10 protein-coding genes and 1 pseudogene are annotated in these 13328 nt (G+C 45.4%); 1 reads left to right on the forward strand and 10 read right to left on the reverse strand.

The window, feature by feature from the left end:
* Positions 1-103 precede the first annotated feature (103 nt).
* Positions 104-2068, forward strand: coding sequence for an oleate hydratase (locus CCC70_RS05860; protein ID WP_138277089.1), 1965 nt, complete (start codon positions 104-106; stop codon positions 2066-2068).
* A gap of 145 nt (positions 2069-2213) precedes the next feature.
* Here CCC70_RS05860 and larE read toward each other — a convergent pair whose 3' ends face one another.
* The 10 genes and pseudogenes from larE to CCC70_RS05910 form a co-directional block, all read right to left on the reverse strand.
* Positions 2214-3041: an ATP-dependent sacrificial sulfur transferase LarE gene (gene larE / locus CCC70_RS05865; RefSeq protein WP_287084429.1), complete on the reverse strand. Its 828-nt coding sequence runs from the start codon at positions 3039-3041 to the stop codon at positions 2214-2216.
* 257 nt (positions 3042-3298) lie between these two features.
* The gene (locus CCC70_RS05870) at positions 3299-4099 is read right to left on the reverse strand and encodes an MBL fold metallo-hydrolase (protein WP_129974597.1); all 801 of its coding nucleotides are present in this window, start codon (positions 4097-4099) and stop codon (positions 3299-3301) included.
* Between the two features lie 391 nt (positions 4100-4490).
* On the reverse strand, positions 4491-4853 hold the full coding sequence (locus CCC70_RS05875) for an inorganic diphosphatase (protein WP_287084430.1): 363 nt from the start codon (positions 4851-4853) through the stop codon (positions 4491-4493).
* Between the two features lie 91 nt (positions 4854-4944).
* Positions 4945-6549 carry an FGGY-family carbohydrate kinase gene (locus tag CCC70_RS05880; protein ID WP_330577138.1) on the reverse strand — a complete coding sequence of 535 codons (1605 nt, stop codon included), beginning with the start codon at positions 6547-6549 and terminating at the stop codon, positions 4945-4947.
* Positions 6550-6657: 108 nt separating this feature from the next.
* Positions 6658-6990: pseudogene (locus CCC70_RS05885) on the reverse strand (L-arabinose isomerase family protein); the annotation flags it as partial.
* Positions 6965-7114 carry a substrate-binding domain-containing protein gene (locus CCC70_RS16490; protein ID WP_110103297.1) on the reverse strand — a complete coding sequence of 50 codons (150 nt, stop codon included), beginning with the start codon at positions 7112-7114 and terminating at the stop codon, positions 6965-6967. The gene CCC70_RS16490 and the pseudogene CCC70_RS05885, both read right to left, overlap by 26 nt.
* Positions 7115-7266: 152 nt before the next feature.
* Positions 7267-8592 carry an alpha-glucosidase/alpha-galactosidase gene (locus tag CCC70_RS05895; protein ID WP_118752814.1) on the reverse strand — a complete coding sequence of 442 codons (1326 nt, stop codon included), beginning with the start codon at positions 8590-8592 and terminating at the stop codon, positions 7267-7269.
* 422 nt (positions 8593-9014) lie between these two features.
* The gene (locus CCC70_RS05900; RefSeq protein WP_138277084.1) at positions 9015-9935 is read right to left on the reverse strand and encodes an AraC family transcriptional regulator; all 921 of its coding nucleotides are present in this window, start codon (positions 9933-9935) and stop codon (positions 9015-9017) included.
* Positions 9936-10085: 150 nt separating this feature from the next.
* Entirely contained in the window at positions 10086-12305 is a 2220-nt protein-coding gene (locus tag CCC70_RS05905) for an alpha-galactosidase (protein WP_287084431.1), read from the reverse strand.
* Positions 12306-12486: 181 nt separating this feature from the next.
* Positions 12487-13326: a carbohydrate ABC transporter permease gene (locus CCC70_RS05910; protein WP_021650444.1), complete on the reverse strand. Its 840-nt coding sequence runs from the start codon at positions 13324-13326 to the stop codon at positions 12487-12489.
* Between the last annotated feature and the right edge of the window lie 2 nt (positions 13327-13328).

The following is a 13328-nucleotide window of genomic DNA, read 5'->3' on the forward strand; positions in this document are numbered from 1 at the left end:
AAATAGAATCTTTTTTCCGGATGGGCTATCATAGCCTCAACAGCAACAAAGAACAGTTAATCCGATACAAACAGGTATCTCATTTACGAAAGGTGGATGTCATATGTCAGATAAAAAAGGATTCATGGGACTTGCAGCACTTGCGGCAGCCGGAGCCGGCGCAGCCATGCTGATGAAAAAAACAAGAGAGATCAACGAAGAGGAAAACCTCCATGTGAAAGAAACTACTGCAAACTACCGCAACACCGAGCGTGGAAAGCATGACAAAAACAGCAAAGGGATTTATTATTCCAACGGTAACTACGAAGCCTTTGCCCGTCCGGAAAAACCGGAAGGTGTGGACGACAAGCATGCCTACATTGTAGGAAGCGGTCTTGCTTCCCTGGCTGCTGCATGCTTCCTGGTAAGAGACGCACAGATGCCAGGTGATCATATCCACATCCTGGAAGCCATGGATATTGCCGGCGGTGCCTGCGATGGAATCTTTGATCCGTCCAGAGGCTATATCATGCGTGGCGGTCGTGAGATGGAAAACCATTTCGAGTGCCTGTGGGATCTTTTCCGCAGTATTCCTTCTCTTGAAAAACCGGGTGCTTCTGTTCTGGACGAATTCTACTGGCTGAACAAGCACGACCCGAACTATTCTCTCTGCCGTGCAACCGTCAACCGTGGACAGGATGCCCATACCGACGGAAAATTTAACCTGAGCCAGAAGGGTTGCATGGAGATCATGAAGCTGTTTATGACAAAGGATGAGGATCTTTACGATAAAACCATCGAAGATGTATTTGATGATGAAGTGTTTGATTCCACCTTCTGGCTGTACTGGAGGACCATGTTCGCATTTGAAAACTGGCACAGTGCTCTGGAAATGAAGCTTTACTTCCAGCGTTTTATCCACCACATTGCAGGTCTTCCGGATTTCAGCGCCCTGAAATTCACCAAGTACAACCAATACGAATCCCTGATCCTTCCCATGAAAAAATATCTGGAGGATGCAGGTGTTGACTTCCAGTTTAATACTGAGGTCACAAACGTGATCTTTAATTTTAAAGATGGCAAAAAGATCGCCACTGCTATCGAATGCAAGGTAAAAGATGTGGAGCAGGGCATCCTTCTTACAGAAAATGATTATGTTTTCGTCACTAACGGAAGCTGTACAGAGGGCACGATCTACGGCGACCAGAACCACGCACCAAACGGTGATGCAGAGGTACGCACCAGTGGTGTATGGTCTCTGTGGAAAAATATCGCAGCTCAGGATCCTTCCTTCGGACATCCGGAAAAGTTCTGCTCAGACATTTCCAGAACAAACTGGGAATCCGCTACTGTCACCACTCTGGATGACCGTATTATCCCTTATATCACCAATATCAGCCAGCGTGACCCACGTACCGGCAAGGTTGTTACCGGTGGTATCGTAAGCTGCCAGGATTCCAAATGGCTCTTAAGCTGGACCATCAACCGTCAGGGACAGTTCAAAGAGCAGGATCCGAAGAAGGTCTGTGTATGGGTTTACGGATTGTTCACAGATGTTCCCGGTGATTATATCAAGAAGCCGATGAAGGATTGTACCGGTAAGGAAATTACCGCCGAGTGGCTGTACCACCTGGGTGTTCCGGTAGATCAGATCGACGATATGGCAGAAAACAGCGCTGTCTGCGTTCCGACCATGATGCCGTACATCACCGCCTTCTTCATGCCGCGTACCAAAGGTGACCGCCCGGATGTTATCCCGGATGGCTGTGTAAATTTTGCATTCCTGGGACAGTTTGCGGAAACTCCTCGTGATACCGTATTCACAACAGAGTATTCCGTACGTACTGCAATGGAGGCTGTATACGGACTTTTCGGTGTAGACCGTGGAGTTCCGGAAGTATGGGGAAGCGTTTACGATATCCGTGAGCTTCTGGACAGCAGTGTGAAACTGATGGACGGAAAATCCCCGCTGGAGATCCAGCTGCCAGGGCCGCTGAATGCACTGAAGAAACCACTTCTGAATGTTGTGAAGGGTACTGTGGTTGAGAAAGTACTGCGGGATCATGATGTGCTGAAAGATTATATGTAAGATATACAGCCTGCCAGGCAGATATTCTCAATCCGAAAATTAAGATTTGAACACAGTAACGGAGCCTCCGGTTCTATTCTTGCAGCAATCCCCCGGAAATACTTCTCGCGCGGTATTTCCGGGGGATTATTTTATTTTCTGATACTTATTTTCCCAGTGTTTCATTCATACTTCCGGAACGGAAGCCCTGAAGATCCAGAGTCACGTAAGAAAATCCCAATGTGCGGAATTTCTCTGTGATCTTTGTTCTTGTTTCATTATCTGCAATTTTCAGGATCTCTTCTTCCGGAACCTCGATCCTTGCCATGGTACCGTGGATGCGAACACGGAACTGATGGAATCCCAGATCCATCAGAAACTGCTCGGCCTGATCTACCATGTGAAGCTTCTCCTCGGTAATGGGCTCACCGTATACAAATCTGGAAGCAAGACAGGCAAAGGATGGCTTATTCCAGGTTGGAAGATTCATGTCTTTTGACAGCTCCCGGATCTCTTCTTTATAGAGGCCTGCTTCCTGGAGCGGACTGCGGACCCCAAGCTCCTGGATAGCCCTTTTTCCCGGACGGTAGTCGCCCAGATCATCCATGTTGGAACCTTCCACGATCATGTTCATATGGCGCGCCTTTGCAGCTTCCCAAAGTCTGGTAAAGATGGCTTTTTTGCAGATATAGCAGCGGTCCGGCGGATTCTGACGGAACCCCGGGATGTCGAATTCGTTGATCTTGCATATCTCCTGGCAAATGTGATTTTCCTGGCAGAAATCTTGCGTTTCTTTCAGTTCTCTGTCGGTGAAGGAGCATGGACATGCGGTAATGGCCATAGCTTTGTCGCCAAGTGTTTCCTGTGCAGCTTTCAGCAAAAATGTGGAGTCCACTCCACCGGAAAAAGCTACGGCTACACTTCCCAGGGAACGGAGGATTTCCTGGAGTTTTCTGTATTTTTTTTCAAGTGTGATGTTATCTGTTGCTGGCATATGTTCTGTCACCTCGTAATTTGTAAAATCTTATTTTTGCCGGATCCGAATCTGTAATTTTCAGATTTGTTCTTATTGACATGCTCTCGCAATGCTATGTGTGTATTCTTTATTGTAAACGATACCTTTTTGCCATACAAGTATTTTTCTACCTGACAGATGTACTATAAAATTTATTAGTATCCTCTCTGTTTCCAAACATAATAAGACCGGAAATACAGCATATGCCATACTTCCAGTCTTTCTTTTTACAGTTATTACATTTCGATCACATCAAGATCATCCGGAACAAACAGATTTCCGTGATAATACTCTCTGCCTTCTGCTCCGTAAAGCTCTTTACGTTTCTTAATGTTCTTATCCTCTGTGTGATACAGGACAAGATTCTTAACTCCAAGGTTCTCAGCCAGCTCACTGGCATCCTTAACTGTGGAGTGATGCTTCTCATAGGGATTGAAGATATCACGCTGTCCATACAGGCAGAATGCTTCGTGGAACATCCAGTCGCTGCCTTTTGCGTATTTCTCTTCACATTCATTGTATGGCTCGTCTCCGCAGCAGGTAAGTACCTTACCACCGTCATAGATCATCTGGAATCCGAACTGTTTCGCCTTGGTGGAACCGATATCAAAGAAAGTCACTTTCTTATTAAGAATTGTTTTTTTCTCGCCGTCTTTTACCTCGATCAGATGAAGTCTGTCACCGATGTACTGTGTCTCCTTCTTATTCAGAAGCTTAAATGCCATGTCTTTGAGAAGTCCGATCACTTCATCATGAGCATAGATGTTTGCCTCGCCCTGATAAGTGCCTTTTTTCATGTTCTGGCAAATGATGCGGATCACCCACACGATCCCCATGATATGGTCTACGTGCTTATGTGTAACAAAGATCTCATGAACATCCATCAGATCAACGCCAGCCTTCTTCAGCTGAGAAAGCACTGTATTTCCGCCGCCTCCGTCAACCAGAAAATGGCCGTACTCATCGCTGAGCACAAAACATGTATTGTAGCACTCTGTTACCAGTGCGTTACCTGTTCCAAGCATGGTTAATTTCATTCTGTTCTCCTCCTGTATAGCCCTGGTCATCAAACATTCAGCCACCCACCATTCTGCTCTCTGACACTCTGACCGGCTGTCTCTGGTCATATTACAGACACATATACAACCGTTTAATTTTTTTTCTTATTTTTTCTGTGTTTTTCGTGTCCAATGATAACATTATGAAGAAATATTTTCAATGAGATCCATTCATTTTCATAGCAGAAAAATCAATCCACAAATCTTCATATATTCCTGTTTTCACAGAATCCAGTCCGGTGCTCCCTTGCATCCTCTGTCATCCAGTTTATCTGCATCGCAGATAACAGAAATATATAATATATGGATCCTGTACAAAAACAGGAGCAGTCACATGGCGTACCATGTCTGCTCCTGTTTTACATTTTTATTATTTCAGCATCTCTATCTCCGTCTCAAAATACTGTTCCTGAAACCGGACCTGTTCTCTGATCTCCTGTGCTGTCATGGTCATATCTTCCGGAACTGCCACCCATTTGTCTTCCACATCATTAAGGCGGTGGATGATGGCTATCACTTTTCCTATAAATTCCTTTACCGGGTGATCGATCCCCAGAACATAAACGTCCTGTTCCTCGCCGTCCGGAGCGATGATCCCTTCGATGTAGCCGTAATTTACCGGGTAAAAAAGATCTTTGTGTTCCGGATGGTAACTGTTCATTGGACGGTCGATCATGATATGCACAAGCTGGCCCGGAGTCGGTTTCTTATTCTCATAAACCATCTGCTTCATTTATATTCCTCTTTAAGCACATACAAGAAATTAACGGATTTTTCTATTATGCCAGTAAATCGAAGATTTTTATTTCAATCCGTTCTTCGTTTTACCAAATCTCAGACTCTACAGCCGCACGCTCAATGCCAAGACCCTTCATATATCGATCCATAAATGCGTTGAATCCTTTCACACCTTCTGCTTCCGGCGCCAGTGTGCTGCCTTCGTTTCCTTTGAAGACATCTTCATCCAGGAAATCCGCAAGGTCTTCGCCTTCTCTCCTGTTAATCAGATAGGAAGCCAAAAGTGCGATTCCCCAGGCTCCGCCTTCTCCTGCTGTAGACATTACGGATACCGGTGCATCTACCGCATCTGCAAGGATCTGCTGGCCGACCCCCTTTGTCTTAAAGAGACCGCCGTGGCCCAGAAGCTTATCGATCTTTACATGCTCCTGATTCAGAAGGATATCCAGACCTACACGCATGGCGCCGAGGCAAGTGTAAAGATTATTTCGCATAAAGTTTGCCAGTGTAAATTTGCTCTCAGGAGAACGTACAAACAGTGGACGTCCCTCTTCAAAGCCGGTCATATGCTCGCCGGAGAAATAGCAGTAGGAAAGAAGTCCGCCACAGTCCGGGTCGCCTTCCATGGCTTTGTTATAAAGAGTTCCGAACAGTTTGTTCATATCTACTTCCATGCCCATAGCTTCTGCAAATTCCTTAAACACATTTACCCATGCGTTCAGATCCGAAGTACAGTTGTTGGAATGTGCCATGGCAACCGGATCTCCTGCCGGAGTGGTAACCATGTCGATTTCTTTATACGGTTTGGAAAGTGCCTTCTCCAGGACGATCATGGCAAATACAGATGTTCCCGCAGAAACATTTCCGGTACGCCGACGGACACTGTTTGTGGCAACCATACCGGTTCCTGCGTCTCCCTCAGGCGGACACATCGGGATTCCAGCTTTCAGATTTCCGCTTACATCCAGAAGTTTTGCGCCCTCCTCAGTAAGAACTCCTGCATCCTGACCTGCCACCAGAGCTTTCGGCATAATATCGCGAAGCTTCCATGGGAAACCATAAGGTGCAACCAGTTCATCGAACTTCTGAACCATCTCCTCGTTATAGTCCTTCGTTTCACTGTCGATTGGGAACATACCTGCCGCATCACCGATACCAAGAACTCTTTTTCCGGTGAGTTTCCAGTGCACATAGGCTTCCAGAGTGGTGATATAATCGATATCTTTTACATGCTCCTCACCGTTAAGGATTGCCTGATACAGGTGTGCGATGCTCCATCTCTGAGGGATATTGTAATGGAAAAGCTCTGCCAGCTTCTCAGAGGCTTCTCCTGTGATGTTGTTTCTCCAGGTACGGAACGGGACCATCAGCTCTCCCTCTTTATTAAACGGCATATAGCCATGCATCATGGCACTGACACCAAACGCACCTACGCTTGTAAGCTCCACTCCATATTTTTTCTGAACATCTTCTGCCATATCCTGGTAACTGCCCTGGAGACCTTTCCAGATCTCCTCCAGGCTGTATGTCCAGATACCATCCACATACTGGTTCTCCCATTCATAGGCTCCGGATGCGATGGGCTGGTTCTTATCGTCCACCAGAACTGCCTTGATCCTTGTGGAACCAAACTCAATACCAAGAGCCGTGCGATTCTCAAGAATTGCTGTTTTTGCCTCATTTACTCCCATTGTAAAAAACCTCCCATATTATTTGCTGAAATACATGCTGTTCCATCTCAGCTCATTCTGCAGATTCCGGATCGTTGTATCGCCATCAATATAAACCGCTTCAATACCCATAGCTGCTGTTTTCCAGTCACCCTCGCCACCGAAGCCATAGCCTTTTTCCATCAGTCGCTGGATCGCAAGTCCCGGAAGCTGCTTCAGGGAGCCCAGATCACCAAAGTGTGTTACGATAGCCTGATAGTTTTTCTCCTCGAGGAAGCGCTCAAAACCGATCTCGATCCCTGCTTGGACTGCTACATGCTTCTTAAATTCCTCAGGGTCACGTCCATCCAGAATCATGTCATATTTATTATAATATTCTTCTACCAGAACATCAATATCTCCCTTGCTTACATCCTGAACATATTCTGCGATCTCATTAACCGGATAAGCATCGATCTCCCAGTTTTTCCTGGGGATGGGTGATAGTGGTAATGCCCTGTCCCTGTCTTGCATATAGTGAATTATCATAGCCGGTTACCGCAACATCTTCCGGGATCTTTTTGCCCTGACGTTCCAGTTCTTCCATGACCTGGACAGCGATCTGTTGTTTTTATTATTTATCAAAAGTTCCATATAAAGAAAGGCCGGAACACCCTCCCCATTCTGGTGTTCCGGCCTTTATATGCTGCCTTGCATATTTATTTCAAAGTTTTTGCTGCCTTCCGATCATTTCCTGCCTTAGCGGTACATCTTCATATAATCCCCGTGTGCCTCGATCAGCTCATCACACATTGCCTGGATGTCTTTGATGTTCAGCTCTGCACCTGTGTGCGGGTCCATCATGGCTGCCTGATAGATTTTCTGGCGGTCTTTGGTCACTGCTGCCTCAATAGCAAGGAGCTGCGGGCTGATATTGGATGAATTCATAGCTGCCAGCTGTGTAGGAAGCTTGCCCACTTTTACCGGATGTACACCGGTTCCGTCGATATAGCATGGAACCTCTACGCAGGCATCCGACGGAAGGTTATCGATGTAACCGTTGTTAAGAACATTTCCACCGATCTTGTACGGTGTGTTTGTAACAACAGCCTCCATGATATAAGAAGCATACTCTTTACTTCTCTCATGGCCGATCTTGCCATCCTTGAGGATATCCTCGCGCTCTTTTTCCCAGCCCTCGATCTGTTTGATACATCTTCTCGGATATTCGTCAAGCGGAATATTGAACTCCTCGATCATCTCCGGATATTTGGATTTAATGAAGAACGGATTATACTCTGCATTGTGCTCACTGGACTCTGTGCAATAGTATCCAAGATGACGGATATACTCATAACGCACCATGTCCTCATGCTTCTCACCGGAGGTATTCTTCTCCTCGGCAATTCTGCGGATCTCCGGATACAGATCATTTCCGTCTTTGTCGTGGATCTCAAGGAGCCACGCCATGTGGTTGATACCTGCGATCAGCTCTGTACGTCCCTCAATCTTGTCTTCCATTCCCATTCCCTCAAGAAGCTTCTGGGAGCAGACCTGAACGCTGTGACAGAGGCCTACAGTACGGATCTTTGTAAAACGCTGCATATAGCCGGTAAGCATTGCCATAGGGTTGGAGTAGTTCAGGAACAGAGTGTTCGGGCAGACTTCTTCCATATCCCGGGCAAATTCTTCCAGAACCGGAATGGTACGAAGTGCACGCATGATTCCGCCGATTCCCAGGGTATCTGCGATTGTCTGTTTGATGCCGTATTTCTTCGGGATCTCAAAGTCTGTTACGGTGCATGGCTCATAGCCGCCTACCTGAATAGCATTGACTACGAAATCTGCATCTCGAAGTGCATCTTTACGGTTCTCTGCACCAAGATAGGTCTTGATCACTGCACGATCCTCGTTTACGTTGTGGTTGATGGCACTTAAGATAATTCTGGAATCCTCCAGCCTCTTCTCATCGATATCATAAAGTGCGATCTCGCTCTCGCGAAGTGCCGGTGTACACATACAGTCACCAAGTACATTTCTTGCGAAAACCGTGCTTCCTGCTCCCATAAATGTAATTTTGATCATGTTCGTTCCTCCTGCCTGTCTTTTTGGATTTTTCTGTGACAGATTTTTCTGTTCTTGGCAAAAATCCTGATTTTCTGCTGATTCTGCGGCGCAGCCCCGCTTCGTTATTATTATGGTTTTATGATACTACCGGAAGCATCTTTAAAATATGTACTTTGATGTCAATAATTGTTGTTTTGTTGCATGAAATATAAATGCCCGTTTACTAATACAGTTCAGAAATTTCCTATAAAACATATTTCCTATAAAATTTACTTCCATTCGTTTTTATGCTTTTTTATGTTTTCGGAACATTGCAAAGTAATTTTCCATAATGCAAAAACTCTCCATCCGATACCAGGATCATATATATCCTGATTCGGACAGAGAGCTGTTATTTTTTATTGCAAAGGTCTGCCAGCAACAAAAGGTACTGCCAGTTATCAGGCCTCAGATTCCGTATAATCGCCCTTCTTTCCATTCACTACAAGTCTTCTCTTTTCTTCCTTGTATTCTCTCGGACTTCTTCCTGTTCTTGCCTTGAATACCTTGGAAAAAGCCAGCGGATCTCCATACCCTACTCTTGCAGCTACTTCACTGACCTGAATATCTCCGTTTTTCAGAAGAGTTTTCGCCTTCTCAATGCGAAGATTCATAAGATATTCCTGCGGCGAGCATCCAAGGCTTTTTTTAAATGAACTGGTAAGATAGCTCCGGTTGACGCCAATGCGGTCTGCCAGCTCATTGATCTTCAGCCTCTTGTCAAAGTTGGCTGCAATGTAATCCACTGCATGCTCCACATAAACGGAATTTGGATATCTGTGGGATGGAAGAAGCTTGCCTTCTCTCAGACATGCATCCCGGTTATCTGTGATCAGGTCAGAAAAAAGAAGCAGCAGAAGTCCGTTTCGTTTCAGCTCATTTTCAAAAACGAGCTTGTTGGTCCGTACCATTGCATCAATATACTTCGCAGCATTTTCCATGCAGTGGATCCTTCGGACCGGATTTTCCCGGCTAAAACCACTTACATGAATCACTTCCTCGGCAATCATTCCCTCAAATCCTACCCAGCGGTACGTCCAGGGATCGTCCATGTCTGCCTCATACCAGGCCTCCACACTGGGTGGAATCAGAAATGCTTCTCCACCGGTCAGATGATACTGATAGCCATCCATCTCAAAAACTCCGCTTCCGGATTCCACGATATGAAGTACATGGGAGATCCTTTTATTTGGTCCAAATCGATATCCCGGATCACATTTTTCCCACCCACAGTAAGTAAGACAGAGATCCACCGCACCTTTCTTTAAATTCTCCAGACATTTATAGCTGTCTGAGTTTGTAAAACCAACTGTATGAAGCAACTTGCCACCTCCCTGATGTCATATATTACATTTCCGACCGTGCGCTGCTTCGCCACCCAATAACAGACCGCCATATCCGGCGGCCTGTTATTTTTCTGGTCAGGCGGATGTTTTTTCTACAGACAGTTTTTATTCCATCACTTGCAGAAATCAGTCCTCTGCTTCAATTGTATACAATACAGAATGGAAGTCACCGTTTGTCTTATTGCAGTAGTCACGATCAACCGGGATTCCTGCATACATCAGCTCATTTCCGTAAGCTTTCAGGCACTTATCTTCCCATTTTACTTTGTAAAGCTGATCCTCGTCAAGACCTTTGAACCGCAGACGCATCCAGGAAGCATTTACCTTGTTCAGTCTCTCATAGTATCCGGCAACTGCCTGTTTTTTGTCTCTGGAAACAACCATCCATGCAGTATCATTTCCTTCGAACGGGCTTAAGATACGGTAGAAATCACCCTCCACCTGGATCAGATCACGATGTTCCTTCATGAATTCCACCTGTGCCTTTACCTCTTCGATCTCTTCATCACTTAAGAGGTTCAGATCCAGCTCATAGCCAAAGGTTCCGAAATATGCCACATTTGCTCTTGTGGAAAGCGGTGTGGTACGGTGCAGCTGATGATTCGGTACTGCTGATACATGAGATCCCATGCTGACGATCGGATAGACAAAGGAGGTACCGTACTGGATCTTTTCTCTCTCAGCTGCATCGGTATCATCACTGGTCCATGTCTGCGGTGCAAAATACAGCATTCCCGGATCAAATCTTGCTCCGCCGCTTGCGCAGGATTCAAAGAGGATGTCAGGGAATCTCTCTGTCAGTCTTGTATACAGCTCATAAACACCAAGGATATATTTATGCATAGTCTTGCCCTGATCTGCTGCAGATGCGCCGCGGCTGAAAGGCTCAGACATATAACGGTTCATATCCCATTTAATGTAGGAAATGGAAGATTCCTCGATAACCTTGGAGATGGAATCATAAATGAAATCCACAACCTCAGGTCTGGAAAAATCAAGAACGTGCTGATGTCTTGAGTGAGACTCAAAACGGTCCGGTGCTCCGATGAGCCAGTCCGGATGTGCTCTGTAGCAGTCACTGTTCTTGTTTACCATCTCAAGCTCTACCCAGAGACCGAATTTCAGTCCCATCTCCTCGATCTTGCGGGAAAGTCCGGAAATTCCGTTTGGAAGCTTATTCTTATTTACAAACCAGTCGCCAAGGCCCTGGTAATCATCGTTTCTGGTTCCGAACCATCCGTCATCCAGAACGAAAAGCTCTACCCCAACCTCTTTGGCTTTTTTTGCAATATTAAGGATTTTTTCCTCATCAAAATCAAAATAGGTCGCTTCCCAGTTATTGAGGAGAATCGGGCGTGCATGATTTCTCCATTTTCCACGCATCAGACGGTCACGGTACAGTCTGTGGTAAGCCTGGCTCATTCCGTTTAAGCCCTTATCACTGTATACCATAACAACCTCCGGAGTCTGGAATTCCTCATCTCTGGAAAGCTCCCAGGAAAATCCCTGTGGATTGATTCCCATCATAACTCGTGTCATCTCGTAGGTGGAAACCTCGACCTGTGCAAGGAAGTTGCCGCTGTACACAAAGCTGAATCCAAAAACCTCGCCTGTGTCTTCTGTTGTATGAGGACGCTTCAGTGCGATAAACGGATTCTGCTCAGAGCTGGAACCGGTTCCTGCAAGACTCTGTACAGCCTGTGTACCCATCTCAAGTTTACGTGTTTTTACATAGCGCTCACGTGCCCACGCACCGGAAAGATGGATCATCTCATAATCCATATCCGGAAACTCCACTGCTGCACTCATCACATTCTCAAGGCGGATCTTCTGATCCCCTTTCTGAACAAGGCGTGCGCTTCTGGTGATCACCGGGTAATCCTCATATACGGAATATGTAAGAACAAGGTCTGTGTCCATCACAGAATCATGAAGTGTGATATCCAGAGATGTTGCTTCCTCATCACTTTCTGTATAAGTTGCCGGAAGACCTGCAAGCTTCTTCTTTCCGCCATAGATCTCATGAGAAACATATTTGAAATCTACGATCTCGCTTCCGTTCTCCTGACGAACAGTAAGGGCAGGGTTTCTGTAGTCACCGGTTCCGTAAACAGGATACTCCTGTTTGGTATACTGCATGGAAAGAAGTCCCGGTTCCGGAACGCATACAGCCATCAGGGAACGCATGATCTCTTCATGAAGATAACTGAAATCCTCTTTATCGCGAATAGCTTTTCCATAGTACAGATTCTCCATCTGACCATTTTCCATGATACAGGTGATGTAGCTTAAATGTTTGTTATAAATGTGGAATGTCTTTGATCCCTCGTGAAATTTAATCGGCATAATTTTCTCCTTTTTTTCGTTTACTGCGGATAAAAATATCCGCCTCTTTCCTTAAGAATCATCAAATAACTGTGCATTTTGGCATTTGCTTCGATAAAAATACCGCTGACAACCTCAATAACCAAATCCTCAGTTATATACATTGTCAGCGGTCTTGTATTACCTTATGTAATATTTCTGATTACAGTTTTCCACCGCTGGTAGCAATACCTTCGATAAACTGTTTCTGGAAGATCATGTAGATCACAATCATCGGAATGCAGGCGATCAGAGATGCAGCCATCAGTTCCGGGAATTTGGATACGTACTGGCCCTGCATCTTTGCAAGTGCGGAAGAAAGTACCAGCATATCCTTATCTGTATTAACGATCATCGGCCACATCAGGTCTTTGAATGCGAATACAGCTGTGAAAATTCCAAGTGCGACCATACTGGATCTTGTAAGTGGTGCCATGATGTAAAGGAAGGTCTGACCGATGTTACATCCGTCAAGTCTGGCAGCCTCCTCCAGATCCTTCGGCAGTCCCATGTATCCCTGTCTCAGAAGGAAAGTACCGAATGCAGTAACAATACCTGGGAATACAAGGGCAAAGATCGTATTCAGCATACCCATCTTGCTGACCATCAGGTACTGCGGGATGATGAAAATCTGTACCGGAACCATCATCTGGAACAGTACAAGACTGAAGCAGAGATCACGGCCCTTGAAGTTCAGTCGTCCAAATGCATAGCCTGCCATAGTTGCTGTAAGAACCGCACACACTACTCGGAAGAAGATCAGAAGCAGTGTATTCTTGTACAGAAGCAGGAAGTTCATGTTATTGATAACAGAAATAAATGCGTCTTTTCTCCATATTTTCGGGAAAATAGTGAAAGGATCTACAGATGTTGCTTCAGTTACAGTTTTAAAAGCTGTCAGGATCATCCAGATAAATGGCACAAGCATCGTTATGGACACAATGATCAGTATGACATGTATTAAAATAGTGGTTAATTTCTTTTTTGTTTCCATACTATCCATGG

The sequence above is a fragment of the Blautia sp. LMAG:89 genome (assembly GCF_008679485.1).
Taxonomy (GTDB): Bacteria; Bacillota; Clostridia; order Lachnospirales; family Lachnospiraceae; genus Blautia_A; species Blautia_A fusiformis.